The following is a 24,572-nucleotide window of genomic DNA, read 5'->3' as shown; positions in this document are numbered from 1 at the left end:
GATGCGGGTTCTGCTGACCGGTCACCAGGGCTACCTCGGGAGCGTGATGGCCCCCGTGCTGGCCGCCGCTGGCCACGAGGTGCTCGGCCTGGACTCTGCGCTGTTCGCCGACTGCGTGCTGGGTCCAGCACCGGCGGACCCCGCTGGACCCCTGGTCGACCTGCGTGACGTCACCGCAGCTCAGCTGGCTGGCGTTGACGCGGTGATCCACCTCGCGGCTCTGTCGAACGACCCGCTGGGCTCGTTGGCGCCGGAGCTGACCTACGACATCAACCACCACGCTTCGGTCCGCCTTGCCCGGCTCGCCAAGGACAGCGGGGTCAGGCGCTTCCTGTACGCCTCGACCTGCTCGGTGTACGGCGCGGCAGGTGAGGACCTGGTCAACGAGGACGCCCCGCTGCACCCGGTCACCCCGTACGCGGAGAGCAAGGTCCGGGTCGAAGACGACCTGCTCGACCTGGCCGATGAGGACTTCACTCCGGTCTTCCTGCGCAACGCGACGGCATTCGGGTTCTCGCCGAGGCTGCGCGCCGACATCGTGCTGAACAACCTGGTCGGCCACGCCGTGCTCACCGGCGAGGTGCGTGTGCTCTCCGACGGCACGCCCTGGCGTCCCCTGGTGCACGCCGCGGACATCGCCGACGCCTTCGCCGCCGCGCTGGTGGCACCACGCGAGGCAGTGCACTGCCGGGCCTTCAACGTCGGCACGGAGGACAACAACCTCACGGTGGCGCAGATCGCCGCGGAGGTGGTCGAGGCGGTCCCCGGCTCGCGACTGGTGATCACCGGCGAGGCGGGCGCCGACCCGAGGTCCTACCGGGTCGACTTCTCCCGGATCCGGTCAGCACTGCCGGAGCACCGCACCCGCTGGACGGTCAAGGCGGGTGCGGTGGAGCTCTCCGAGCACTACAGGAGGCACGGCCTCACCCGCGAGGACTTCGACCGTCGGTTCACCAGGCTGGCCAGGCTCTCCGACCGCCGTGCGGCGGGGCAGATCGCCGCGGACCTGAGGCCGGTGCGCCAGTGACCTCAGCCCACCAGGTCCGCCCACGCCCCGGCGCCGGAGTCGCGGTGGCTGATCACCGACACCGGCAGCGGCCAGTGGATGCCCAGCTCAGGGTCGTCGAACCGGACGGCGACGTCCTCGCTGGGATCGTGCGGCCGATCGATGCGGTAGCACACGTCGGCGAAGTCGGTCAGCGCCTGAAAGCCGTGCAGCATGCCCGGCGGCACGTAGAGCTGGTGGAAGTCGTTGTCGTCCAGCCGGAACGCCTCGTGTCGGCCGAAGGTCGGCGAATCGGCGCGGGCATCGACCAGCACGTCCCACACCGCGCCGTGGGCACAGCGCACGAGCTTGGCCTCACCACGCCCGGAGCGGCCGTGCAGCCCGCGAACCACGCCAAGGCGCGAGCGGGACTGCGAGTCCTGCAGGAAGCCCCTCGCCTCGATGCCGTGCTCCGCGGCGACCTCGGCGTCGAACGTGCGGGTGAACAGCCCGCGGTCATCGCGGTGCGGGGTGGGCACGAACAGCAGAACGCCTGCCAGCGACGTGGTTTCTACCTGCACGTGTCCATCATGGACGAACCGTGCTGAGCCACGGCTGCCGGGCCTGTCACGGCACACGCGGTGAGCTGGTGCTCGACCTGGGGCGGCAGCCGGCCTGCGACGCGTTCCCGTTGGCGGTCGACCAGGGCCCGGATCCGGTCCACCCGCTGAGGATGTGGCTCTGCGCGGACTGCGGGCTGGCGCAACTGGTCGAGGACCCGACCACGCCCGACGAGCCGCGCGGCGTCGAGCCAGCGGCGTTGGTGGCGCAGGCGGAGGACGCGGTGCGCCGGGTGGCCGCGGCGGGTCTGCTCGGCGCGGGCAGGACGGTCGCGGAGTACGGCAGCCCGCACGGCGGGACGTGGTTGCCGATGCTGACCGGGCACGGACTCGTGGAGGTCGCGGACGGTGAGCCCGCGGACGTGGTGCTGGACTGCTTCGGTCTGATGCACCACGCGGACCAGGCGGCGGCGATCGCGGAGCGGGCCGCCCGCCTCACCTCGGGTGGAGTGCTGCTCGTGCAGTACCACTCACTCGCTACGATCATCCGAAGTGGACAGTGGAACGCTCTGCGACACGGGCATTTCGCCTACTACTCGACGCCGGCGCTGATCTCGATGCTGACCTCCGCTGGACTGGTCGCGCGGTCGGCGTGGCGGTTCGACCTGTACGGCGGCACGGTGTTGCTCGCGGCCGGTGTGGGCGGGACCCCAGACACGTCGGTCACCGACTTGATGGCGGAGGAGATCGAGGTGGGAGTGCTCGACGCCGAGGTCGTGGCCGGGTTGCAGCGCACTGCCCACCGCAGCGCCGGGGAGTTGCGGCGCTGGCTGGAGACGACAGATCGCAGGCCGGTTGTCGGCTATGGGGCGGCGTCCCGGGCCGTGGCCCTGCTCTGCCGCGCCGGTGTGGACGCGGACCTGCTGCCCGCGGTGGCCGATGCCGCACCGGGCAAGTGGGGCCGCCGGATGCCGGGCACCGCCATCCCGGTGATCAGCCCGGCGGAACTGGTCGAGGCCGACCCGGCCGCCGTGCTGCTCTTCCTGCCCGACCTGATCGACGAGGTCAGGGACTCGTTCCCGACCCTTGCCGATCGCTGGGTGGTGGCCGAACCTGTACCCACCATCCCGTACCCGCCGCGATCGGTACCCGAGGAGGCCCGGTGAACAGGGAAGCAGCGCCGAAGCAGGCGCCACCGCTTGTCCGGGTCACCCCGGCGCCGGTCTCGGTCGGCCTGCCCGTCTACAACGGAGAGCCGTACCTCGGCACCGCGCTGGAGGCGTTGCTGGCGCAGCGCGACGTGGACTTCGAGCTGTGGATCGGGGACAACTGCTCGACCGACGGCACCGAGGAGATCTGCCGCGAACTGGCCCGCAAGGACAAGCGGGTGCACTACCGCAGGCGCGAGCGCAACCTCGGCTCGACCGGCAACCACAACCTGCTGGTGCGCGAGGCGGGCGGGCGGTACTTCACCTGGGCCGCCTCCGACGACGCCTACGAGCCGGACCGGCTGCGCAAGATGTACGAGGCGCTGGTGGGCAACCCGGACGCGGTGCTGTCGTTCACCTCGGCCAGGCAGATCAACGCCGAGGGGCAGACCATCGGCCGCTGGCACAACCCGTGCCGCACCGACCACCCGGACCCGCTGGTCCGGCTGCGCGACCTGATCGGCATGCGGCACGAGAACTACCACTGCTACGGCCTGTACCACCGGGACGTGCTGCTGCGCACCCACCTGTTGCCGCCGGTGAAGAACAACGACCGGATCCTCATCGCCGAATTGGCCCTGTACGGGCGTTTCACCGAGGTTCGTGAGGAACTCCTGCTGCACCGGCTGCACGACCGGCGGCTGACCCAGTCGGTGTCCTCCCGCGACTGGTACCGGACCCAGCGCACCGACCGCAAGAGCATCGTCATGCCCAACGTGGAGGAGGCGGGCTGGTACCTGCGCGCCGTTACCGGGGCTCCCCTGCGAAGACAGGAGCAGGTACTGGCACTGTTGGCACTGCGCCCGTGGCTGCGCGAGAACGCGGCACCGATGGCGCGCAACGTGGCCCGCGCCGTGATCGACGGTGCGAGGATCGCCGCGGCCGGCCGAGGCCGAGCCGGGCACAAGTGAACTCCAGACAACAGGTCGCCACGGCGACGTGGTGAACGAAAGGGACGACGGACGTGGACGCCTTGGACATCGTGCGAGTGCTGCGACGGCGGTGGGAGCTGACCGCCGCGGTGGCGGCAGTGCTCGTGGTGCTCGTCGGCGCCGTGGTCTTCCTGGTGCCCCAGCAGTTCAAGGTCACCGCGATCAGCCTCGTCACGCCGACCAGCAACACCAACGTGCAGAACCCGTACACCTCGGCGGACAAGTCGCAGTCGCAGATGGCCGCACTGCTGGTGACGGTGCTGACCGCCCCGCAGACCGCTGACGAGTACACCGCAGCGGGCGCGACCGGGTCCATCCAGGTCACCAACGGCAACGGGGCCACCGACACCTCGCAGACCGACAGCCCGTTCATCACGATCACGGTGACCGACCGGTCCGCGGGCGGCGCGGTGAAGTCGGCGCAGGTCGTGCACCAGCGCGCGGTCACCGAGCTGAAGAACCGGCAGGACGCCGCCAAGGTGGACCCGACCCAGCGGCTGACGCTGACCGAGGTGCTGCCCGCGGCCGACGCGACCACCACACGCGCCTCGCAGTACCGGGCCGTCGGCCTGGTCGCGGCGCTCGGGCTGGTGCTCGGCGTGCTGGGCATCGTGGTGGCCGACCGCGTCCTGGCCCGCCGCAAGGCTGCCGCGGCCAAGGCCGTGGCGGAGAAGGCCACCAGCCTGTTCGGCAACACCGGGGCCAGGGCCGAGACCGAGCCGGAGCACCGGCAGGGCGTGCTGCCCCCGCTGCCGGACAAGCCGGTGGACGTGCCGGTGATCAGGGACGAGTCGCCGACGGTCAAGTTCTCCCCGGTCCGGGCGGACAACGGGCCCAACGGAGGACAAGACCGATGACCGCGGCAGCGACCCCGAACCGGTCCGCTGCCGGGACGCCCGGGGTCGCTTCGGTCCTCCGGCTCTCGCCGCAGGCCGTGCTCGCGGTCTACCTGCTCGCGCTCGCCCTGCCGCAGAACAACGTGCTGGCCGGCGGTGGTGGCGCGATCACCCCGGCCAGGCTGGTCGCCGGTGGCTGCCTCGTGTGGTGGCTGGCGGCCAGGTTCTTCGGCCGGTCGGGCATGGACACCAGCCCGAACCCGATGCGGCGCGTGCTGCTGCTCGCGCTCGTGCTGTTCGCCGCCGCGGACACGCTCGCCTTCCTCGGCGGGGTCGACGACTTCCGCATCGCTGCCGCTGACCGCGCCGCCATGCTGCTCGTGCTCTCCCTCGGCGCCGCGCTGCTCATCTGCGACACGATCCGCGACCCCCGTGCACTGCGCATCCTGTTCGGTGCCGCGGTCATCGGCTTCTCCGCCTCCGCGCTGGCCGCCGTGCTGCAGTTCGTGGTCGGCCTGAACCTGCGGCCCCTCACGGTCTTTCCCGGGCTCACCGCTCAGACGGTGAACATCCAGGACCTGTTGCGCGGCGGGCTCGCACGCGCTTCCGGCTTCGCCAACCACCCGATCGAACTGGCCGCCACCTCCGTGGTCGCGCTGCCGCTTGCCATCTACCTGGCGCGGCACACCAAGTACACGGTGTTCTGGTGGGCCTGCGCCGCCGTGCTGGTCGGCGGACCGCTGGTGTCGATCTCCCGAACCGGACTGCTCGGCCTGGTCGTGGTCGCGCTGTTCCTGTTGCCGCGCTTCGGCTTGGTGCGCTGGCTGCTCTCGGTCGGCCTGCTCGGCTCGGTGGTGCTGCTGGCAGGCGCCATCGAGCCGAAGCTGATCGACGTCCTGGTCAGCACGGTCGCCGGTTCCAGCAAGGACAGCAGCATCTGGTCGCGGCTGACCAAGTACGACTACGTCTGGACGCACTTCCTGGACAAACCACTGGGCGGGCAGGGCTTCGGCACCTACATCACGCCGGTCCAGCCCTTCCTGGACAACCAGTACCTGCTCACCACCGTCGAGTCCGGCGCGTTCGGGGTCATCGCCCTGCTCGGGCTGCTGTTCGTGCCGCTGCGGTGGATGTTCAAGGTGTGGCTGGGCAAGAAGTCCACGACCCCGGAGCCGCTGCGCGACGCCGCGTGGGCGCTGGTCGTCGCGCTGCTGGTCAGCGCCATCAGTTTCGGCACCTACGACGGGCTCGCCTTCCCACAGTTCGCGGGCATGTCCGTGGTGTTGACCGCCATGGCTGGTGCCGTGTACGCCATGGTCCGCCAGCAGGAAGTGACCCCGTGAGCAAAGTCCTCGTCGCCGTCGTCACGTACAACTCCGCGGCCGAGCTGCCCCGGTTGATCGACAGCCTGCCGGACGGAATGTCCGATGTGGACCAATGGCGGCTCGTCGTCGCCGACAACGCCTCCAGCGACGGCAGTGCCGACCTGGTGCGCGAGCTCGCGCCCACGGCGACCGTGATCGAGACCGGTGCCAACCTCGGCTACGCGGCGGCCATCAACGCCTGCGCCGAGCTCGCCGAGCCGGATGAGGCGCTGTTCGTGCTCAACGCCGATGTGCGGCTGCACCGAGGTTGTGCCCGTGCGCTGCTCGACGGTTGCGCGGACGGCACGACCGGGGTTGCCGTGCCCGTGGTGTGCCGTCCGGACGGCAGTGCGGAGCCCACGCTGCGCCGCCGCCCCACCGCCTCGCGGGCGATCGCCGAGGCGCTGCTCGGGGCCCGTGCCGGGCAGTTCGGCGAGCGGTTGGACCTGACCCCGCAGCAGCGCAACCGGATCGTGGACGCTGACTGGGCCAACGGCGCGGTGCTGCTCGTGCCCGCGCGGGTGCGCCGGCTCATCGGCCCATGGCAGGCGGATCTCTTCCTGTACTCGGAAGAGGTCGACTACTGCCGCCGCGTCATCGACGCGGGCTGGAAGGTGCGGCAGTTCCCCGCCGCGAAGGCGACGCATCGAGGCGGGGAGGCGGCGACCTCGCCCGCGCTGTGGGCGCAGGTCACCACGAACAAGGTCGTGCACATCGCCCGCTGGGAGAGCAGCCGGGACGCGGTGCTCGTGTGGGCGGTCCTGCTGCTGGCACAGCTGATCCGGCTGCCGCTGGGGCGTGGCACGCACCAGCGCGCGCTGACCGAGCTGTGGCGCGGGCGCGCCGCACTGGTCAAGGGGGTGCCTACCAATCCGGCGGCACCACAGGACTTCCGCGCCCGAGTCCGGGTGTCCGGTGCGATTGGAGGCCGCGTGTGAAGGAGTACGCTCTGCTGCCCAGGCCGGTGAAGAACCTGCTGCGGCAGTCGGTCGGGCGGTACGTGGTCGGCGAGAACTGGTGGCACCTGCGGTTCGCGGCCGAGCGGTTCGCCGCCGAGCGCGACGAGCACGCCGAGGTGTCCCGGCTCGCCCGCACCCTCACACCGCTGCCCTCGGCCCAGGTCTGCGTCGTGATGCCCACCTTCCGGCGTCCGGAGCGGTTGGCCGCGGCTGTACACAGCGCGCTCGGCCAGACCGAACGGGACCTGGTCGTGCTCGTGGTGGACGATGGCGGCGGCCAGGTGGCGGGCCTGCCGGAGGACCCCAGGGTGGTGCTGCTCCAGCTCTCCCGCAACCACGGCAGCCCCGGCCTCGCGCGCAACGTCGCGCTGCGGCTGAGCAGGTCGCCGTTCGTCGCCTTCCTGGACGACGACAACACATGGCGCCCGGACCACCTCGAGCGCTCGTTGACCGCACTGCGCTCCGGTGCGGGGCTGGTCTACACCGCGCTGCGCCGCATCCGTGAGGACGGCACCGAGCTCGACGTGCTCAGCAGGCCGTTCAACCGCGCCGCGCACCGCGATGAGTCCTGGGTGGACATCAACGCCGTGGTGGTCCGGCGCTTCGCCGGGCTGCGGTTCGACCCGTGGGCCCGGCCGCGCTCGGTGCACCCGCGCGAGGACTGGGAGTTCGTGCACCGGATCTCCGCCAAGCTGCGGGTGGAACACCTGCCAGTGCCCACTGTGGACTATTCCGTGCACAGTGGGAGCTACTTCACCGACTGGGACGGCAACGCAATCGGGGTCGCCACATGAGCGAGCTGCTCACCGACGCGCCGGACGCGGACACGGCACTGTCCGGACGATTCAAGGTGGGCCTGCGCTTCAGCTTGATCAACACGGTGTTCTCCAGGCTGGCCACGTTCGCAGTCGGTGTGCTGCTCGCCCGGCTGCTCGTGCCGGAGGAGTTCGGTCTCTACACGACCGCGCTGGTCGTGCAGACCCTGTTGTTGGCGTTCAACGACTTCGGCACCGCCTCCGCCCTGGTCCGGCACAAGGGTGATGTGCGGCCGATGCTGCCGACCGTGTGGACGATCTCCGTCGGTGGCGCCTGCGTGGTGTACCTCGCCTGCGTGCTCTCCGCCCCGGTGCTGGCCACCGGGCTCGGATCACCGTCCGCCGCGGACCTGATCAGGTTGCTGTCGTTGAACGTTCTGTTCGACGGGTTCGCCGCCGTACCGGGCGCGCTGCTCACCCGTGACCTCCGGCAGGCGCGGCGGCTGGTCGCCGACATCCTCGGCCTGGTCGCCAACCTCGTGCTGACCGCGACGCTGGCGGTCGCCGGGCTCGGCGCGTGGGCGCTGGTGATCGGCCACGTGGCCGGGACCGGTGTGGTCACACTCGTGCTGCTGATCGTCACCAGGCAGCGCCCGGTCTTCGGGCTGAGCAGGCAGCACATCCACGAGGTGGCCAAGTACGGCGGTGCCGTGGTGGTCGCCTCGATCCTGATGGTGCTGCTCCAGTACGCGCCGCAGACGATCACCGGGCGGATGCTCGGCGCCACCTCGCTCGGCTTCTTCTACTTGGCCTCCAACGTGTCCAGTTGGCCGGCGTCCGTGGTGACCACCACCATCGAGCGCGTTGGGCTGGCCACGTTCTCCCGCGCACGGGACGAGGGCGTGGACCTGGACCGGGCCGCGTCCGCGGTGATCGGCATGGTCGCCGTGGCGGTACTGCCCGGCGGCGCCACGCTGGCCCTGCTGGCGCCGCAGGTCGTCGAACTGGTCTACGGGGAGAAGTGGGCGCCCGCCGCACCGGTGCTCGCCGGACTCGCGGTGGCGACTGTCGCGCGGGTGTTGGCGGATCTGGTCTTCAACCTGATGATCACGGCTGGCTCGGCGCTGTCCTCGGTGCTGGTCCAGGTGATCTGGTTGGTGGCACTGGTCCCCGCGGCGATCTTCGCCACGGCGCACTGGGGCCTGGTCGGCATGGGCTGGGCCGTGGCCGCGGTCGCCTGCGTGGTGGCGTTGCCGGTGCACGCCTGGGGTTTGCGCAGGGCGGGAGTGCACGTGCCCGCACTGCTGCGCGGGCTCGCCGTTCCCGCCGCGGCAACGCTGGTCACCGTCGCCGCGTTGCTGGCGATCAGGCTCGTGGTGCACGACTCCCTGCTGTACCTGCTCGCGGGCGGTGTGGTCACCGCAGTGGTGATCGTCGCGGGCTGGTTCGCCGGACGGGACAGGTTGAACACCGCGCTGGACGCTCCGGCGCAGGTTGGGTGAGGGAAGGCATGACGACGATTCCGGCACTGCGGGTCGGCCCGGTCCGGGTGCACGACCTCGATTTCAGGGCGGCCACCGAGGAGGTCCTGCGGCTGGCCGAGGCCGAGGCGGGCGAGCGCTCAGTGGTCGTGACCCCCAACGGCCAACACCTCGATCTGTTGCGCACCAGTGCGAACCTGCGCAAGGCGTACGAGAGCGCCGAGCTGGTGCTGCCCGACGGTTGGCCGGTCGTGCTGGCCATGAAGTGGCGTGGCGCCACCGCGGGCGTCCGCGTCACCGGTGCTGATCTGCTTCCCGCGCTGTGTGCCAAGGCGGCTGAACGTGGTGTTCCGGTCGGCTTCCTCGGCGGTATGCCCGGTGTCGCTGCCCGTGCGGCCGAACGGCTCGCCCAGCAACACCCCGGGCTCAAGGTCGAGTTGGTGCACTCGCCCCCGGTCGGCTTCGAGCGCGACGAGCGGGAGTGCCGCAGGCTGGCCGAGGTCGTCGCGGATTCGGGCGCACGGCTGCTGTTCCTCGGCCTGGGCGCGCCCAAACAGGAGGACCTGGCGCACCGCTGGCTGCGCGCCAGCGGCCCCGGCGTGTCGATCTGCGTCGGTGCCGCCATCGACTTCGTTGTGGGCGAACAGGTTCGTGCCCCGAAGATCTGGCAGGACCTCGGCATGGAGTGGGCGTACCGCATGCTCGGCGACCCCCGACGGCTCGTCGGCCGGTACGCCAGGACGATGCCGGTGATCATCCGGGTCCTTGGCGAGGCCGGTGCCGACCGCGTGCTGAGGAGGGCCCGGTGAGCGCCGAGGTCTGCGTCGTCACGGCATACCCGCCTGGCCGCAAGGAGTTGGGCGGTGGCGGCTGGGTGGACCGGCGCCTGCTGGCCGCACTGGAGGCCAGCGGCACCTCGGTGGACCTGGTGACGGTCACCGGCCCCGAGGGGCGCTGGACCGAGAACGGGTACTCGGGTTCGTCGGCGGGCTCCGTACCGCTGGAGATGCGCGCCGACAAGCTCGGGCTGGCGCGAGTCGCCGCGGGCATGCTGTACAGCGCGGAGCCTTACCTGGCAAGGAAGTTCACGGTGTTCGGCGGCTGGCGGCAGGCTGTCGAACTGTTGCGGGCCCGTGCGGTGGGCAAGCCGGTGCTGACCAGCGGCTGGCCCGCGCTGCTGCTCGCCGACGCGGCGGGCGTGCCGGTGGCCGCGCACATCGCGCACAACGTGGAGTCGGTGATCGCCGAGGAGCACTCGCCGGGACCGCTGCGGCTGCTCGGTGAGCGGGTCCGGCTCCGGCGTGCGGAGCGGCGGCTGCTCGGCGTGCCACGTGCCGTGTTCGCCCTGTCCCGGACGGACGCCGCCGAACTGCGAACCTGGGGCCTTCCCGCGCAGGCGCTGCCGTTGCCCCTGCTGCCCAAGCAGGTCGACGCGACCGAACGCCCCAACACCGTGGGCTTCATCGGCAAGGCATCCTGGCCGCCGAACGCCAGCGCCCTGCAAGCACTGCTCGGACCGGTCCACGAGGCGCTGTCGGCACGCGAGGTTCCGGTCGGCTACGTGCTGGCCGGTCGCGGCACCGAGGAGTTCGCCGGCCACCAGCGCGTGGTGTCCAGCGGCTGGGTACAGGACGAGGCGGAGTTCTACACCCGGGTGGGCTTGGTCGTCGTGCCGCGGTTCGGCGCCAGCACGGGGATCAGCGTCAAGATGATCGAGGCCGCCGAGCACGGTGTGCCCGCTGTGGTGTCGCGTGCCCTTGCCGAGGCCGTGGACCCAGAGGGCCCGTGGATCACTGCCGACGACCCGCTGGGCATCGCCGAGGCCATCGCGAAGTGGTCCCAGGTCCGTGACTGCGCCGACGTGCGTGCATGGGTGGGGGCGCAGGACCTGGCAGTTTCCGGAGACACGCTCAACCGGGCACTGGCCTTCCCCGCTTCGGCGCAGTGACGCTCTACCCTCCGTGCCTCAAGTACCGCCCAGTAGGGGGATCTAGCCCGATTGTTGTAATACCGAGGGCTGGTCGGACGACACGCGCAGTGAGAGGATGCGCTGCTGTGTGAGCCCGTTCGGGGCGCGAGGAGGTGCGGTGCCGGGCCTGATCCGTCAGTCGCTGCGTACCAGGGCAACACCGGAGGAACTCGGTTGGCCGGTGGTGCTCGGACCGGTGCTGACCAGGGGGCGGATGGTTGAGCTGCGGCCTCCGGTCGCCGCCGACGGCAGGCAGTGGTCGGAGTTGGTGCGCGCCGACCAGCAACGTCTCGAACCCAAGTGGACGGTCAGCGAGCGCTCCTGGGACGCGCGGACGAGCGAGCGCGCTTGGCGCGACAGGTGCGGTGGACTGCGCCAACGGGCTCGCGAGGGCGGCGCGCTGCCGTTCGTGATCACTGTCGACGACGTGATCGCCGGGGAACTGGTGCTGGACCGTGTCGACCGCGCCCGCGGCAGTGCCGAGGTCGACGTGTGGATCGGCAGCCCGTTCGAGGGCACCGCCGTCACGGCCACGGCGCTGCGGGTTCTCGTCCGGCACGCGTTCGCACAGGTGGGTCTGCGCCGGTTGACCGCGCCTGTCCCTGCCGGTGACCACACCGCAGCCGCGCTGTTCGCCCGGTGCGGGTTCCGGCACGAGGGCTCGTTACGCGCGTTCCGCGTCAACAAGACAGGTCCGGTGGACTACGAGCTGTGGTCCCTGCTCGACACCGACCGCCCCGAGGAGTCCATCTCCGACCTCCCTATAGTGTCCACAGTGGACGTTCCTGGTGGTGGCAAGGGATTCGCTCGGTCGGATCGCCTGCAGCAGCGGCTGCACGAGCTGATCCCGGGCGGGGCGCACACCTATGCGCGTGGCTCCGACCAGTACCCCGAGGGCATGGCCCCGGTGCTCGTCCGCGGCAGTGGCAGCCGGGTGTGGGACGCCGACGGCAACTGCTTCGTCGAGTACGGCATGGGACTGCGCTCGGTCACCCTGGGCCACGCCTACCGGCCGGTGCTTGACGCGGTCCGCGGCGTGCTCGCCGACGGCCTCAGCTTCACCAGGCCCAGCGAGCTGGAACTGGCTGCCGCGGAGGACTTCCTCGGCCTGGTGCCCGGTGCCGACATGGTCAAGTTCGCCAAGAACGGCTCGGACGCGACCACCGCAGCGGTGCGCCTGGCGCGGGCCGCCACCGGGCGCGACCTGGTCGCCATCTGCGACCAGCCCTTCTTCTCGGTGGACGACTGGTTCATCGGGGCCACGGGTATGGACGCGGGCATCCCCGAGGTGACCGCTCGGCAGACCGTGCGGTTCCGCTTCAACGACCTGGACTCGCTGCGTGCGCTGTTCGAGGAGCACGAGGGGCGGATCGCCTGCGTGGTCATGGAGGCCGCCACCGCGCTCGCCGAGCCGGAGCAGGGCTTCCTCGAGGGCGTGCGTGCGCTGTGCGACCAGCACGGCACCGTGCTGGTCTTCGACGAGATGATCACCGGGTTCCGCTGGTCCGCCGGTGGGGCCCAGTCCGTGTACGGGGTTCGCCCCGACCTGTCCTGCTGGGGCAAGGCCATGGGCAACGGGTTCCCGATCTCCGCGCTGGCGGGCCGTCGCGAGCTGATGGAACTGGGCGGGCTGCGCACCGACTCGCGGCGGGTCTTCCTGATGTCGACGACCCACGGGCCGGAGACCGTGTCGCTGGCGGCCTTCCGCGCCGTGGTGCGGGCCTACACCGAGGGCGATCCGATCGGGATCATGGAGCGCCGTGGTGCGGTGCTCGCGGAGGGCGTGAACGCCGCTGCCGCCGAACTCGGCGTGGCCGATCAGGTGGCCGCCGTCGGCCGGCCGTCGTGTCTGATCTTCACGACCCGTGACGGCGACGGTGAGCCCTCGCAGGCGTACCGCACGCTGTTCCTACAGGAGTTGCTGCGCCGAGGCGTGCTCGGTCAGTCGTTCGTCATCTCGGCGGCGCACACCGCTGCCGACGTCGAGCACACGGTCAGCGCGGTGCGTGAGGCGCTGGCGGTGTACCGCGACGCGCTGCACGAGGGCGGCATCGGACAGTTCCTCGTCGGCCGCCCCGTAGCTCCTGCGCTGCGGCCGTTCGCCGCGCCACGTCGGCTCTAAAACCTTGACAGTTGGTGTCAGGGTTTGACACCACGATGTCAGGAATGATGCAGCTGAAGAGCAAGGTCGCGCTGGTCGCGGGCGGCACGCGCGCAGCAGGTCGGGCGATCGCGGTGGAGCTGGGCCGCGCCGGTGCGACGGTGTACGTCACCGGCCGCAGCACACGAGCGATGCGGTCGGAGATGAACCGGCCCGAGACCATCGAGGAGACCGCCGAGCTGGTGACCGCCGCCGGCGGGACCGGCATCCCGGTACAGGTCGACCACCTCGAACCGGACCAGGTGCGCTCGCTCGTCGCCCGGGTCGACGCCGAGCAGGGGCGGCTGGACGTCCTGGTCAACGACATCTGGGGCGGTGACATGTACCTCAAGTGGGGGACACCCCTGTGGGAGCTGTCGCTGGACAACGGGCTGCGCATGCTGCGCCTGGGCATCGACAGCCATGCCATCACCAGCCACAGCGCGCTGCCGCTGCTGAGCAGGCGGCCGGGCGGGCTGGTGATCGAGATGACCGACGGCACCACCGAGTACAACTCCAGGTACCGCAGCCGCGAGGGCTTCTTCTACGACTTGGTGAAAGTCGCCGCGCAGCGCATGGCGATGGCGTTGGCGGAGGAGTTGCGCCCACTCGGTGGAGCCGCGGTGGCGCTGACCCCGGGCTGGCTGCGCTCGGAGGCGATGCTCGAGATCTACGGCGTCACCGAGCAGAACTGGCGTGACGCGACAGAGCGGCAGCCGCACTTCTGCATCTCCGAGTCCCCGCTCTACGTCGGCCGCGCTGCTGCCGCGCTCGCGCAGGACCCGAGGGTCGCCCGCTGGTCCGGGCAGACCCTGTCCAGTGGCCAGCTCGCCCAGGTGTACGGGTTCACCGACGCCGACGGCACCCAGCCCGACGCGTGGCGATACCTGCCGGAGGTCGAACACGCCGGTCGTCCTGCCGGTGACACGGGCTACCGCTAGTCGACGGCGTTGCGGGCGGCGATCGCCCTGCCGTGCTGCGCGAGCGCCGCCCGCAACGACCTCGGTTCGAGCACCTCCACCGCCGGCCCGAGCCCGGCCAACTCGCTGACGGCCACCTGCTCGCTCTCCACCTCCAATTCGACCTCGCGCCACCCCTCGGAGTCCGGCTCGGAGGCGTTGCGGACCGCCTCGGCCGCCGCCTGCGCGTCGGTCACGTACCGCAGGCGCCTGATCCCGGACGGGCCCAGCCTCAGCCGAACCCGGACCCGGCTGAGTGAGCGTTCGAACCGCGCCGAGGACTTCGCCCACCAGGTCGGCAGGTCGAAGTCCGCCGGGCGGTCGAAGCGGGCCGCGTCGTCCTGGATCGCGGCGATGCGGCTCACCCGGTAGGTGCGGATGTCGTCCCCCACGCGGGCGACGAGGTACCAGACCGCCGCCTTCATCACCAGCCCGAGCGGATCGACGACGCGTTCGAGCAGTGCGTCGTCCTTGCTGTAGTGCATGCGCAGACGACGTTGCTCCCACACCGCCTGGGCGACGCCGATCAGGTGCGTCGCGTCCTCGGCGCGGTGGAACCAGCCCGGTGCGTCGAGGTGGAACCGCTCCGCGATCTGGCGGGCGTGCTCGCGCAGTTCGGCGGGCATGGTCGACAGGACCTTCGCGCGGGCCGCCGACATCGCGGTGCCCAGGCCCAGCTCCGCAAGCGCTTGCGGCACCTCGGCCGCGAACATCGCCCCGGCCTCGCGGGCGGTGAGACCGTCCAACTGGGTGCGCCAGCCCTCGACGAGCTGGACCCCGCCGTGGCGGCCCGGCTCCGACCACAGCGGTACGCCGGCGGCCTGCAACGCGGCGATGTCCCGGTAGATGGTCCGCTCCGACACCTCCAGCTCGGCCGCCAACTCCGCGGCCGTCGAGCGCCGCCGCCGCTGGATGGTGAACAGCAGCGCCACCAGTCGCTCGGCCTTCATCGGAACCGGATCACGGCGAGCGCCTGGTCGTCGTGCACCTTGTACCGCGGCCAGCGCTGCCGTTGCGGGTCGCCGCGCTCCGCGGCCTGGATCCGGTCGAGCACCGCGTCGGCGCCATGCTCGTCGGCGAGGCGCAGCGCCTGCTCCCAGCTGAACAGGCCGTACTCCTCGACCCCGCACGACACGCCGTCGGTCATCACCAGCACCGTGTCCACCGAACTGGTCGGCCAGCTCGCGGTTGCCGCGTGGTCGGCGGCCGAGGGATCTGCCTCCGCGACCCAGAAGCCGCCCTCGCGGTTGCGCAGCTGGGACAGGTCACGGCCGGAGGCCCGCAGTGTCGCCAACTGCTCGTCGACGAACACGTGCGGGTGCGGGTCGAACACGACGACCGGGCTGTCAGCCAGCACCAGTGCGTCCACGGTGGACTCCGACCAGCGCACCATGGCCACCGTGCTCGACGGCGAGTCGTGTGGAACGAGGTCGTGCGCCGCGGCCACCGCCCCGATGCTGTCCGCGAGCAGTGCTCGCAACTGTTCGCACGGTCGTTCACTCAGTTGTCGCGCCAGCTCGGCGGCCAACAGCGTGGCGTACCAACCGCCGTCGCGGTCCGGCGGACGTCGGGAGGTGACGCCGTCGAGCACGACCACGGCGTTCGAGAGCACGACAACGCGGTCCTCGCTCGGCCGCGGCACTCCTGCTGGGCCGACGCCGGGGCGCTCGGCAACCTCGATCTCCGGCACGCCCGCCGAGCCTAGTCGGACCAGATGAGCCAGCGCAGGAACAGTTGGGTCAACGGGCCGATCGTCACCGCGTAGAGCACCGTGCCGACACCAACCGTGCCGCCGAGCAGCCAACCGACCGCCAGGACCGTGAGCTCTATCGCTGTGCGGATCAGCCGCAGCGACCAGCCGGTGCGCATGTGCAGACCGGTCATCAGGCCGTCGCGGGAACCCGGCCCTAGCCGTGCGCCGACGTAGGTCGCGGCGGCGACCGCGTTCAGCACGATGCCCGCGACGAGGTAGGCCGCACGCAGCACCAGTGAGTCCGGCGTGGGCAGCAGCGCCAGGGTCGCGTCCACCGCGAAGCCGATCAGCACGATGTTGGACACCGTGCCGAAACCGGGGCGCTGCCGCAGTGGGATCCAGCACAGCAGCACCGCCAGGCCGACGAGCTGGGTCACCGCGCCGAAGCTGAGCACGCCGATCCGGTCGGTCAGGCCCTGGTGCAGCACGTCCCACGGGTCCAGGCCGAGGTTCGCCCTCACCAGCAGGCCCATGCTCGCTCCGTAGAGCGCGAGCCCACCGAACAGTTGGGGTAGCCGCCGCACGGGTCTCACCCGGAGTGGCACTGAGTCCAGACGTAACGCCATGTGCCCACCCTCCGGGGGGATTGGCCTTTACTTCAATGGCCAATCTTCAATAATTGGCCGCATGGATGCGGCGATACCCCTGGGAGCGCGGATAGGCGGTGCCCGGCTGGCCAGCCAGCTGGGCGAGTGGCGGATCCGCGGTGCACGCAGCGCCTCGGCCGACCTGTCCGCCGCGCTGCGCCTGCTGGTGCTCGACGGCAGGCTGCCCGCGGGGACCAGGCTGCCCGCCGAGCGTGAGCTGGCCCAGGCGCTCGGCGCCAGCCGGACCATGATCACCGCAGCCCTCGACCACCTCCGCACCGAGGGGTTCGTGGCCAGTCGGCAGGGTTCGGGCTCCTGGATCACGCTGCCCGCGACCGCCGCGAGCCCGGCCGCCGAACCGCCCGTCGAGCCCCGGCTGCTCAACCTCGCGCACGCCGCCCTGCCCGCCCCGCACGAACTCGTGGCCGCGGTGGACGCGGCCCGGCTCCGGCTGCCCGAGTACATGTCGGATCCCGGCTACCACCAGTGCGGGCTGGACCTGCTGCGCCGACGCATCGCCGACCGGTACACCGAGCGCGGTCTGCCGACCACCGCCGACCAGGTCGTCGTCACCAACGGCGCACACCACGCGTTCGTGCTCGTCCTGCGACTGCTCGTCGGCCCCGGCGACCGGGTTCTGGTGGAGCAGCCGACGTACCCCAACGCGCTGCACGCGATCAGGTCGGCGAGCGGACTGCCGGTGCCGGTGGCGCTGACCGAGGACGGGTGGGATCTCGACGGCATCGAGGCGGCGATCCGCCAGTCGGCACCTCGACTGGCCTACCTGCAGACCGACTTCCACAACCCGACCGGGCTGCGCATGTCCGAAGAGGACCGCGGGCGGCTGGTCGCGCTGCTGCGCCGCACTCGCACCTTCGCGGTGATCGACGAGACGATGGTGGAACTGGACCTCGGTGCCGACGGCCCGAGCCCACGGCCGCCGGTGGCCTGCTTCGGCGAGGACCACGTGATCACGATCGGATCGGCGAGCAAGACCTACTGGGGTGGGCTGCGGCTGGGCTGGGTGCGGGCTCCGGTCGAGCTGGTGCACCGGCTGGTCGCCGCGCGCTCCGCGGTGGACCTGGGCTCACCGGTGTTCGACCAGCTGATCCTCGCCGAGCTGCTGAGCGATCCCGAACCGGTGCTGCGCAGGCGACGCGGGGAAATCGCCGTGCTGCGGGACGCGCTCGTCTCGGCGCTGCGCCAGCACTGTCCTCAGTGGAGTTTCCGAGTGCCGGATGGTGGGCTCAGCCTGTGGTGCCGCCTCGACGCGCCGATCAGCAGTCGGCTCGCGGTCGCGGCACGGGGATTCGGGCTGCGGTTGGCGCTCTCGTCCGGCTTCGCGGTGCACGGTGGCATGGAGCGCCGGCTCCGCCTGCCCTACGCGCTGCCCGCCGAGGTACTCGCCGGGGTCGCCCGCGACCTGGGGCGGCTGGCCGCCTCGGTGGGCGGCGGGGGCAGCTTGTCCACAGTGGACGATGAACTGCCGGTTGCCTAGAAGTGGCTGGAAACAAAAGAGAGCGCTGAGCGGAACCGGTTCACGTGGACCCTGGTTCCCGCTCAGCGCATCTCGGTTGGCCACTCGCGACACCCAACCCGGCTCTGCCCCTCGTAGTGCCGGACGGGTGTCGTGAGTGACCAAGTTGGTGGAGCCCCGGCGTCACGGGGGCAACGCGACGCCGGGGCCAGCCCCCGACCTGACCGGGCGCGGTCGGCAGGTCGGGACGATCCGGGACTTCGGGGGAGGACCCACGTCATGCGGCACGACTGGACCGGGAGGACGTGCTCGACACGATCGTTGTGCGCCTGACGCGGATCCACATGGGGGCATCCCCGTGCCCGGATCGGCTCGGTACGGCCATGTCCGGGCACACGTGTGCCCGACGGCCGTGGGCGCGGTCAGTCCGGCGAGGTGCTGGGGAGTCCGGGGACACCGTCGCTGACGCGCTTGGCGTGCAGTTCGTCGGTGGAGGACCCCGGGGTCGGCTGGAAGCCGGTCTGCGGCGGGACCACACCGGTCAGGCCGCTGTTGCCGCCCAGGTCGTGACCGGACAGGCCGGTACCCGTGGACGGGCTGGAGATCGGTTGCGAGGCCGGCTGCGGCTGCAACGGGACGTCGCTGGGGCGTTGCGCGGGCTCGGGGGTGGTCACCGGCGCGCTCATGGATGCGACCACCGTCATCGGGGTCGCCGCGACCTGCTCGGTGACGGCGTGCCAGTCCGGGGTGGACTGGCTCGTGCGTGCCGGGGGCGGCGCCTGATGGGTAACCGGCGGTGCTTCCTCGGGTGCGGGCTTGACGACGGGCACGCTGACCGAGGTGGACCCGGTCCACACGCCGCCGCCCGAGGAGCCGCTGCCGGAGGACCCAGAGCCACTGCCGCCCTCGACCGGGGCGGGCAGGATGACCGTGCCCCCGCCGCCGGAGGTGCCGCCACCCGAGCCGGTGACGTCGATGGGCGGGATGACGGGGTCCTTGCTGGTCGAGGTGGAGCCGCCACCGGTGTCCTGGCGCTGCGGGCCGAGCAAGGTGGTGATCAGCCTGGAGAGCAGGCCGGGGTCGCGCTGGACGGTCTCACTGGTCGTCGGCTCGCTGGCCGCCGTCGGCGCGCTCGCGGTGGAGTCGGGTGCGGTCGCCGCGTTGGCCACGGCACTGCCCAGCAACCAGGCGAACAGGACCAGTCCGCCGGTGATCACAGCCCGGCGGGCGGCAGCACACAACACAGCGCCGACGCGCTGCGTCGTCCCCGTGCTGGCCACTCCCACCACCACCGTCCGCCTTACCGGCCGAAAAACAAGTGACGTTGTCGGACTCGGCGATGCGTCATGTTTAGCACTGGCGTGTCGATTTGCACACGTACTAGCCGGGAACCACCCGGATAGGCGCCAAGTCCGTCACTGTCTGACATCAGTCTTGCACAACTCGGCCACGGTGTGTTGCCTTGTTCGCTGGGCCACTCGTTTGAGGGTTTTCGGCCACTTGGCGGATCGGAACGGTGGCGCCCCACTTCTAACCCGTGTCGAACACACCGACCGGGAGGATCGGATGTACGAGAACTCACCGTCCGAGGGTGGGCGCGTCGGCCCGCTCGTGCTGGCGGCGATCGAGGGGGACCGGGGCGCGGCAGGGGAGCTGGTGGCCCGCTACTCGCCCACGCTGTGGGCCGTGGCCAGGGCGCACCGGCTCAGCCCCGCCGACGCCGCTGACGTCGTGCAGAACACCTGGCTCGCCTTCCACGAGAAGGCGCACACGATCCGCGACCGGGAGGCGGTAGCGGGGTGGCTGGCCACCACTGCCCGGCGCGAGTCGCTGCGGCTGCTGGCCGGTCGCCGCCGGGAAATCCCAGTTGAGGAGCTGAGAGAGCCCGAACCGAACTGGGACGGCCCCGAGCCGCGTGCGGTGCTGGCTGACCGCGACCGCACGCTGTGGCACGCCTTCGGGCAGCTGCCCGAGCGCTGCCAGCAGGTGCTGCGACTGCTCGCGCACAGCCCGGAGCTGACCGCCGAACAGGTCGGCACCGCGGTCGGGCTGGCGCCGGGCAGCATCGCCAAGACCCGGCTCCGCTGCCTCCGGGTGCTGCGGCGCAAGGCGGCACTCGCTGGTTTGTTCGAGGAGTGCGCGTCATGACTGGGACGCCGCTGTGGGAACTGCTCGGCGAGGAGGAACGGCAACTGCTGCGACTGCTCAGGTCGATGCTGGACCGAATCGATCCGGTACCGGTCGAGGTGCTCCGCGCGGCCACATCACTCGGTCAGCGTATTGCCGATCCGTGGGCCGCAATGCGTCTGGTGAGTTGACGTAATTAGGTGACAAAGGGGTCTCGATTGCGCCTGAGACCCCTTTGTCACGCCTGCGTTCAGCCGAGCTTGCGCAGCCGGGCGATCGCCTCGTCGATTACCTCGTCGCGCTTGCAGAACGCAAACCGGACGAGATGGCTCCACTCCTGCGGGGAGTCGGTGAACACCTGCACCGGCACACCCGCCACGCCGATGCGCTCGGGCAGCTGGCGGCACAGCTCGGCCCCGTCGGTGAAGCCCAGCGGCCGCACGTCCGCGCACACGAAGTAGGTGCCCTCGGTGGCGCGCACGCCGAAGCCCGCGTCGGACAGCCCCTCAGCGAGCCGGTCCCGCTTGCGTTGCAGGTCGTCACGCAACTGGTCGACCCAGGCCAACTCGGTGCGCAGGGCGTGCGCCACGGCGGGCTGGAACGGGGCGCTGCCGACGAAGGTCAGGAACTGCTTGGCCGCGCGCACCGCCGCGACCAGATCCGCGGGGCCGCACACCCAGCCGACCTTCCAGCCCGTGGCGTTGAAGGTCTTGCCGGAGCTGGAGATCGCCAGCGTCCGCTCGGCCATGCCCGGCAGCGAGGCCAGCGAGATGTGTTCCTTGCCGTCGAAGACCAAGTGCTCGTAGACCTCGTCGGTGATCGCGATCAGGTCGTGCTCCTGGCACAGCCTGGCGACCGCTTCCATCTCCTGGCGGTTGAACACGGTGCCGGTCGGGTTGTGCGGGGAGTTGAGCAGCAGGGCCTTCGTGCGCGGGGTGACGGCCGCGCGCAGCGCCTCGACGTCCAGCGCCAGCCGGTCGCCGTCCTCCACGAGCGACACGACCCTCCTGGTCGCTCCGGCCATCGCGACGGAGGCCGCGTAGGAGTCGTAGTACGGCTCGACCAGCAGCACCTCGTCGCCCGGTTCGACCAGCGCGAGCAGGGCCGCCGCGATCGCCTCGGTGGCGCCGACTGTCACCAGCACCTGGCTGTCGGGGTCGTACTCGGTGCCGTACCTGGTGCGGTGCTCGGCGATGGCCTGGCGCAGTTCCGGCCGTCCCGGGCCCGGCGGGTACTGGTTCACGCCCTCGGCGATCGCCCGCTGGGCGGCGGCGAGCATGGACGCGGGTCCGTCGGTGTCCGGGAAGCCCTGGCCCAGGTTGACCGCCCCGGTCCGGGTGGCCAACGCGGTCATCTCCGCGAAGATCGTCGAGGTGAAGGGGCGCAGCCTTGACACGAGCGCTGGTGTTCGCACATCCGGGATCCTCGCTGATCCGTCCCTGAGCTGTCATCCGGGTACGCCCGGGAAGTTGCCGCTCGGCGGGCCGCTCGGACTGTTGTGGGGGAACAATGGCGGGAGTGGAGCAACTCACGGCGGCCGACCAGGTGAAGCGCAGGGCTCTGCGGCGGATGAAGCTGGTCGCGGGTGGCCTGCTGGCCGTCGCGACGGTCATCTACGCGGTGACCAGCTGGCTGGGCGGTCCGGCCTGGCTGGGCTACGTCCGCGCAGCGGCAGAGGCGGGCATGGTCGGTGCGCTGGCTGACTGGTTCGCGGTGACCGCGTTGTTCCGGCGGCCGCTGGGCCTGCCGATCCCGCACACCGCGATCATCCCGACCCGCAAGGACGTGCTGGGCGCCAGCCTCGGCGAGTTCGTCGGCACGAACTTCCTGTCCGAGGTGGTCGTGCGGGAGAAGCTGCGCCGGGCGCAGATCGCCCGACGGGTTGGCGGCTGGCTCGCCCAGCGCGACAACGCCGAGCGGGTCACCTCGGAGCTGGCCAACGTCGCCAAGGGCGTCATCGCCGTGCTGCGCGACGAGGACGTGCAGGCGGTGCTGGAGCAGGCCGTGGTGCGCAGGCTGGTGGCGTTCCCGTGGGGGCCGCCGCTGGGCAAGCTGCTGGGGCAGGTGCTGGAGGACGGGGCGCACCACAAGCTGGTCGACCTGGTGTGCGACCGGGCGTACGAGTGGGTGCGCGACAACCACGAGACGGTGCAGCGGGTGGTGTCCGAGCGCGCGCCGTCCTGGTCGCCGCGGTTCGTCGACAGCCTGCTCGCCGACAAGGTCTACAACGAGGTGCTCGGCTTCGCCTGGGCGGTGAAGACCGACGTCAACCACCCGATGCGGCTGGCCGTCGACCGGTTCCTGGCCGAGTTCGCCGATGACATGCAGCACGACCCGGCCACCATGGAACGCGCCGAGCAGGTCAAGCGCCAGGTGCTCGCGCACCCCGAGGTGCAGAACCTGATCGGCTCCGCGTGGGCCACCGCCAAGCGCATGCTGCTCGACGCCGCCGAGGACCCGTCCAGCGAGCTGCGCAAGCGCGTGCTGGAGGGGCTGGTCTCGGTCGGCGGCCGGTTGGTCGAGGACGACACGATGCGCGAGAAGGTCGACGGTTGGCTGGAGGGGGCCGCCGCGTACGTGGTCGGCAACTACCGGGGCGAGATCACCACGCTGATCACGGACACGATCGAGCGCTGGGACGCCGAGGAGACCGCGCGCAAGATCGAGTTGCAGGTCGGCAGGGACCTGCAGTTCATCCGGATCAACGGCACCGTGGTCGGCGCGCTCGCCGGGCTGGTGATCTACGCCTTGTCACAGCTGTTCTTCTGAGGTTGTGCACAGGCGGCGAGTTGTCCACATGTGGATCTTGGCGAAGATCGACTGTCGGGGTGGGGCGGTAGACTGGTGTCGGGGTCGCCCCCCTGGGAGTGGCGGGGGATTGTCACCAGGTAGGCGGGCGATCGCGAGCGTCAGGAGGCGGCGCCGCGGGCGCGTTCCCGCCAGTTGCGGGCCTTCTCGCGGTTGCCGCAGACCCGCATCGAGCACCAGGTCCGCGAGCGGTTGCGGGAGCGGTCGCAGAAGGCCCAGCCGCAGTCGTCGGCGGGACAGATCTTGATCCGGTCCCAGTAGCCCATCACTGCCAGGCGGGCGGCAGCGGCCAGCACGGCGCCCAGCGCGTCGCTGGCGGTCAGCACGGGAACGCCGCCGCTGAGCTCGATCCGGATGGTGCCGCCGGCCCCGTCCACCGGGGGCGCGGGGCTCGTGCCCTGCTCGTTGTGGTGCGCCAGCACCACGCAGCGCAAGGCGTCGCGGACGGTCTTCACCCGGTCCGGAAGCCCCGGGGCGCCGAGACCGCGCTCGGTCACCCATCTCAGCCAGGAGCGCTCGTCATCGAGCACATCGGAGGCTTCTTCGACGCTCACGGTGTTCAGGAAGGCAAGTAGCAACTCCACGTCCCGTTCGGCGTCCCAGCCGGATTCCTGCACGGCGCGAGCGCCGGCGGCCAGACCAGTCACCACACCACTTTAGGCGCCAAACCGGTTGCCGTCTCGTGCCGTAACCGGCAAAGTCGTTTCACTGGTTTCGATCTGTGGAGGTGTGTGATGACCGTCTCGGTGCGGACGATCGTGCTGGACAGCCTGCGACCGAGGTCGCTCGCCGGCTTCTACGCCGAGGTGACCGGCTGGAAGCTGCGTGAGGACGAGGACGTCGACGAGTGGGCGGTGCTGGTCAACCCGGACGGTGGCGTGAACCTGGCCTTCCAGTACGCCGCCGACTTCAAGCCGACCACCTGGCCCGCGCAGGACCGGCCGCAGATGCTGCACCTCGACCTGGGTGTGGACGACCTCGACGCCGAGCAGGAGCGGGTGCTCGGGCTCGGCGCCCGGCTGCTCGACACCCAGCGGACCTTCCGCGTCTACGCCGACCCCGAAGGTCACACGTTCTGCCTCTGCGCCTGCTGATCAGGCGTGCGGCTGTCGGGCTGGGCAGCCGCCGGTCGCGTAGGACGGGTCGTACTCGAAGTGCCAGAACTCGTTGTCGTACCGGCGGCACCAGCCGTACTTGCCCCTGCTCTGCTCCAGCCACTGCGCTGACGCCCTGGGCTGCACGTCCGCGGCTGTGCCCTGCACGTGCATGGAGCGTTCCGGGGGTAGCACGTAGGTGGCGGCTACCTCGGCGCCGTACTTCCGCACGTAGTCCTCGAACTCCGCGCGCTGCTGCTCTGCGTCGCGCTTGCCGTCGTGCAGGCAGAGCGTCACTCCCTCGCCTGCCGCGATCCGCGTCACATCCAGCCATGCGGTGATCGCCGCGGGCTTCATGCCACTCGGGTCCTTGTCCTGGTAGGTGCCGTCCACCGGACACGGTCGGTCGGGGTGCCCGGCCGCCGACGAGATGTGCGCCGGCTGTGCTGATCCGCTGACGCGCGTCACCGCCTGGCCCGCGAACACGGTGATCACCCCTGCCGCCACCGCCGTGCCCAGCGCCGTGGCAACCCATCCGTATCGCATGTCGTCCTCCTGTTCACCGGGTGAGTAGTCAC

Annotated in this window: 25 protein-coding genes and 1 pseudogene; 18 read left to right on the top strand and 8 right to left on the bottom strand. The window is 71.0% G+C overall.

The features are described from left to right. Position 1 precedes the first annotated feature (1 nt). Positions 2 to 1,027, top strand: a complete 1,026-nt coding sequence (locus KALB_RS41445; protein ID WP_025361576.1) for an NAD-dependent epimerase/dehydratase family protein — start codon at positions 2 to 4, stop codon at positions 1,025 to 1,027. Between the two features lie 2 nt (positions 1,028 to 1,029). Here KALB_RS41445 and KALB_RS41440 read toward each other — a convergent pair whose 3' ends face one another. Further along, entirely contained in the window at positions 1,030 to 1,566 is a 537-nt protein-coding gene (locus tag KALB_RS41440) for a dTDP-4-dehydrorhamnose 3,5-epimerase family protein (protein ID WP_025361575.1), read from the bottom strand. 20 nt (positions 1,567 to 1,586) lie between these two features. Between KALB_RS41440 and KALB_RS41435 the strand changes: the two genes are divergently transcribed. The 12 genes and pseudogenes from KALB_RS41435 (at position 1,587) to KALB_RS41385 (ending at position 14,130) form a co-directional block, all read left to right on the top strand. Continuing rightward, positions 1,587 to 2,711: a class I SAM-dependent methyltransferase gene (locus tag KALB_RS41435; protein ID WP_236650130.1), complete on the top strand. Its 1,125-nt coding sequence runs from the start codon at positions 1,587 to 1,589 to the stop codon at positions 2,709 to 2,711. After that, complete coding sequence (locus KALB_RS41430) at positions 2,708 to 3,664, top strand: glycosyltransferase family 2 protein (RefSeq protein ID WP_025361573.1); 957 nt, start codon at positions 2,708 to 2,710, stop codon at positions 3,662 to 3,664. Before KALB_RS41435 ends, KALB_RS41430 begins: the two co-directional genes overlap by 4 nt. 53 nt (positions 3,665 to 3,717) lie before the next feature. Then, a complete protein-coding gene (locus KALB_RS41425; protein ID WP_025361572.1) occupies positions 3,718 to 4,542 on the top strand; it encodes a Wzz/FepE/Etk N-terminal domain-containing protein in 825 nt (274 codons plus the stop codon). Further along, positions 4,539 to 5,864 carry an O-antigen ligase family protein gene (locus tag KALB_RS48060; protein WP_025361571.1) on the top strand — a complete coding sequence of 442 codons (1,326 nt, stop codon included), beginning with the start codon at positions 4,539 to 4,541 and terminating at the stop codon, positions 5,862 to 5,864. The genes KALB_RS41425 and KALB_RS48060 overlap by 4 nt, the downstream gene beginning before the upstream one ends. Further along, the gene (locus tag KALB_RS48960; protein WP_025361570.1) at positions 5,861 to 6,823 is read left to right on the top strand and encodes a glycosyltransferase; all 963 of its coding nucleotides are present in this window, start codon (positions 5,861 to 5,863) and stop codon (positions 6,821 to 6,823) included. Before KALB_RS48060 ends, KALB_RS48960 begins: the two co-directional genes overlap by 4 nt. Further along, positions 6,820 to 7,638: a glycosyltransferase family 2 protein gene (locus KALB_RS41410; RefSeq protein WP_025361569.1), complete on the top strand. Its 819-nt coding sequence runs from the start codon at positions 6,820 to 6,822 to the stop codon at positions 7,636 to 7,638. Before KALB_RS48960 ends, KALB_RS41410 begins: the two co-directional genes overlap by 4 nt. After that, on the top strand, positions 7,635 to 9,101 hold the full coding sequence (locus KALB_RS41405) for a lipopolysaccharide biosynthesis protein (RefSeq protein WP_025361568.1): 1,467 nt from the start codon (positions 7,635 to 7,637) through the stop codon (positions 9,099 to 9,101). Before KALB_RS41410 ends, KALB_RS41405 begins: the two co-directional genes overlap by 4 nt. Positions 9,102 to 9,109: 8 nt before the next feature. Next, positions 9,110 to 9,889, top strand: coding sequence for a WecB/TagA/CpsF family glycosyltransferase (locus KALB_RS41400; protein ID WP_025361567.1), 780 nt, complete (start codon positions 9,110 to 9,112; stop codon positions 9,887 to 9,889). Next, positions 9,886 to 11,028 (top strand): glycosyltransferase, encoded by a 1,143-nt coding sequence (locus tag KALB_RS41395; RefSeq protein WP_025361566.1) that lies wholly within the window; start codon positions 9,886 to 9,888, stop codon positions 11,026 to 11,028. The genes KALB_RS41400 and KALB_RS41395 overlap by 4 nt, the downstream gene beginning before the upstream one ends. 97 nt (positions 11,029 to 11,125) lie before the next feature. Further along, positions 11,126 to 11,689 (top strand): annotated as a pseudogene (locus KALB_RS50375) (GNAT family N-acetyltransferase); the annotation flags it as partial. A 126-nt stretch (positions 11,690 to 11,815) separates the two neighbouring features. Further along, a complete protein-coding gene (locus KALB_RS41390) occupies positions 11,816 to 13,171 on the top strand; it encodes a glutamate-1-semialdehyde 2,1-aminomutase (RefSeq protein WP_420811843.1) in 1,356 nt (451 codons plus the stop codon). Between the two features lie 44 nt (positions 13,172 to 13,215). Continuing rightward, positions 13,216 to 14,130: an SDR family oxidoreductase gene (locus KALB_RS41385; protein ID WP_236650129.1), complete on the top strand. Its 915-nt coding sequence runs from the start codon at positions 13,216 to 13,218 to the stop codon at positions 14,128 to 14,130. Here KALB_RS41385 and KALB_RS41380 read toward each other — a convergent pair. From KALB_RS41380 to yczE, 3 genes are read right to left on the bottom strand one after another with little or no spacing between them, the layout of a single operon-like run. Continuing rightward, the gene (locus KALB_RS41380; protein ID WP_025361563.1) at positions 14,127 to 15,098 is read right to left on the bottom strand and encodes a helix-turn-helix transcriptional regulator; all 972 of its coding nucleotides are present in this window, start codon (positions 15,096 to 15,098) and stop codon (positions 14,127 to 14,129) included. The two genes, KALB_RS41385 and KALB_RS41380, sit on opposite strands and share 4 nt — an antisense overlap. Next, entirely contained in the window at positions 15,095 to 15,838 is a 744-nt protein-coding gene (locus KALB_RS41375; protein WP_025361562.1) for a protein phosphatase 2C domain-containing protein, read from the bottom strand. Before KALB_RS41375 ends, KALB_RS41380 begins: the two co-directional genes overlap by 4 nt. Positions 15,839 to 15,849: 11 nt before the next feature. Beyond that, positions 15,850 to 16,467, bottom strand: a complete 618-nt coding sequence (yczE, locus tag KALB_RS48050; protein WP_030110564.1) for a membrane protein YczE — start codon at positions 16,465 to 16,467, stop codon at positions 15,850 to 15,852. Between the two features lie 61 nt (positions 16,468 to 16,528). Here yczE and yczR point away from each other — a divergent pair, with 61 nt between their 5' ends. Next, positions 16,529 to 17,986: a MocR-like transcription factor YczR gene (yczR, locus tag KALB_RS41365; RefSeq protein WP_030110563.1), complete on the top strand. Its 1,458-nt coding sequence runs from the start codon at positions 16,529 to 16,531 to the stop codon at positions 17,984 to 17,986. 401 nt (positions 17,987 to 18,387) lie between these two features. Here the strand turns inward: yczR and KALB_RS48045 are convergent, their stop codons facing one another. After that, on the bottom strand, positions 18,388 to 19,245 hold the full coding sequence (locus tag KALB_RS48045; protein WP_158510900.1) for a hypothetical protein: 858 nt from the start codon (positions 19,243 to 19,245) through the stop codon (positions 18,388 to 18,390). A 286-nt stretch (positions 19,246 to 19,531) separates the two neighbouring features. On the opposite strand from KALB_RS48045, the gene KALB_RS48040 reads away from it, so the two are divergent. Together KALB_RS48040 and KALB_RS48035 are read left to right on the top strand one after the other, a co-directional pair. Then, positions 19,532 to 20,113 (top strand): RNA polymerase sigma factor, encoded by a 582-nt coding sequence (locus KALB_RS48040; RefSeq protein WP_025361559.1) that lies wholly within the window; start codon positions 19,532 to 19,534, stop codon positions 20,111 to 20,113. Further along, positions 20,110 to 20,283: a hypothetical protein gene (locus KALB_RS48035; RefSeq protein ID WP_158510899.1), complete on the top strand. Its 174-nt coding sequence runs from the start codon at positions 20,110 to 20,112 to the stop codon at positions 20,281 to 20,283. The genes KALB_RS48040 and KALB_RS48035 overlap by 4 nt, the downstream gene beginning before the upstream one ends. 59 nt (positions 20,284 to 20,342) lie before the next feature. Here KALB_RS48035 and KALB_RS41350 read toward each other — a convergent pair whose 3' ends face one another. Beyond that, positions 20,343 to 21,506, bottom strand: coding sequence for a pyridoxal phosphate-dependent aminotransferase (locus tag KALB_RS41350; RefSeq protein WP_025361558.1), 1,164 nt, complete (start codon positions 21,504 to 21,506; stop codon positions 20,343 to 20,345). Positions 21,507 to 21,661: 155 nt separating this feature from the next. Here KALB_RS41350 and KALB_RS41345 point away from each other — a divergent pair, with 155 nt between their 5' ends. Then, entirely contained in the window at positions 21,662 to 22,861 is a 1,200-nt protein-coding gene (locus tag KALB_RS41345) for a DUF445 domain-containing protein (RefSeq protein ID WP_081790059.1), read from the top strand. A gap of 140 nt (positions 22,862 to 23,001) precedes the next feature. Here the strand turns inward: KALB_RS41345 and KALB_RS41340 are convergent, their stop codons facing one another. Beyond that, positions 23,002 to 23,547, bottom strand: a complete 546-nt coding sequence (locus KALB_RS41340; RefSeq protein ID WP_030110561.1) for a CGNR zinc finger domain-containing protein — start codon at positions 23,545 to 23,547, stop codon at positions 23,002 to 23,004. An 87-nt stretch (positions 23,548 to 23,634) separates the two neighbouring features. Here KALB_RS41340 and KALB_RS41335 point away from each other — a divergent pair, with 87 nt between their 5' ends. After that, positions 23,635 to 23,994, top strand: coding sequence for a VOC family protein (locus tag KALB_RS41335; RefSeq protein ID WP_025361555.1), 360 nt, complete (start codon positions 23,635 to 23,637; stop codon positions 23,992 to 23,994). On the opposite strand, the gene KALB_RS41330 is transcribed toward KALB_RS41335, so the two are convergent. Continuing rightward, on the bottom strand, positions 23,995 to 24,540 hold the full coding sequence (locus KALB_RS41330; protein ID WP_030110560.1) for a D-alanyl-D-alanine carboxypeptidase family protein: 546 nt from the start codon (positions 24,538 to 24,540) through the stop codon (positions 23,995 to 23,997). Positions 24,541 to 24,572: the final 32 nt, after the last annotated feature.

The sequence above is a fragment of the Kutzneria viridogrisea DSM 43870 genome (assembly GCF_000525635.1).
GTDB classification, from domain to species: domain Bacteria; phylum Actinomycetota; class Actinomycetes; order Mycobacteriales; family Pseudonocardiaceae; genus Kutzneria; species Kutzneria viridogrisea.
The sequence above is the reverse complement of the archived record's forward strand: the minus strand, read 5'-3'. Positions and strand labels throughout refer to the sequence as shown.

Excerpts from the sequence above, each read along its gene's own strand:
- KALB_RS41445 (WP_025361576.1), top strand. The coding sequence starts at position 2 with ATGCGGGTTCTGCTGACCGGTCACCAGGGCTACCTCGGGAGCGTGATG.
- KALB_RS48060 (WP_025361571.1), top strand. The coding sequence starts at position 4,539 with ATGACCGCGGCAGCGACCCCGAACCGGTCCGCTGCCGGGACGCCCGGG.
- KALB_RS41405 (WP_025361568.1), top strand. The coding sequence starts at position 7,635 with ATGAGCGAGCTGCTCACCGACGCGCCGGACGCGGACACGGCACTGTCC.
- KALB_RS41400 (WP_025361567.1), top strand. The coding sequence starts at position 9,110 with ATGACGACGATTCCGGCACTGCGGGTCGGCCCGGTCCGGGTGCACGAC.
- KALB_RS41385 (WP_236650129.1), top strand. The coding sequence starts at position 13,216 with ATGATGCAGCTGAAGAGCAAGGTCGCGCTGGTCGCGGGCGGCACGCGC.
- KALB_RS41380 (WP_025361563.1), bottom strand. The coding sequence starts at position 15,098 with ATGAAGGCCGAGCGACTGGTGGCGCTGCTGTTCACCATCCAGCGGCGG.
- yczE (WP_030110564.1), bottom strand. The coding sequence starts at position 16,467 with ATGGCGTTACGTCTGGACTCAGTGCCACTCCGGGTGAGACCCGTGCGG.
- yczR (WP_030110563.1), top strand. The coding sequence starts at position 16,529 with ATGGATGCGGCGATACCCCTGGGAGCGCGGATAGGCGGTGCCCGGCTG.
- KALB_RS48040 (WP_025361559.1), top strand. The coding sequence starts at position 19,532 with ATGTACGAGAACTCACCGTCCGAGGGTGGGCGCGTCGGCCCGCTCGTG.
- KALB_RS48035 (WP_158510899.1), top strand. The coding sequence starts at position 20,110 with ATGACTGGGACGCCGCTGTGGGAACTGCTCGGCGAGGAGGAACGGCAA.
- KALB_RS41345 (WP_081790059.1), top strand. The coding sequence starts at position 21,662 with ATGAAGCTGGTCGCGGGTGGCCTGCTGGCCGTCGCGACGGTCATCTAC.
- KALB_RS41335 (WP_025361555.1), top strand. The coding sequence starts at position 23,635 with ATGACCGTCTCGGTGCGGACGATCGTGCTGGACAGCCTGCGACCGAGG.
- KALB_RS41330 (WP_030110560.1), bottom strand. The coding sequence starts at position 24,540 with ATGCGATACGGATGGGTTGCCACGGCGCTGGGCACGGCGGTGGCGGCA.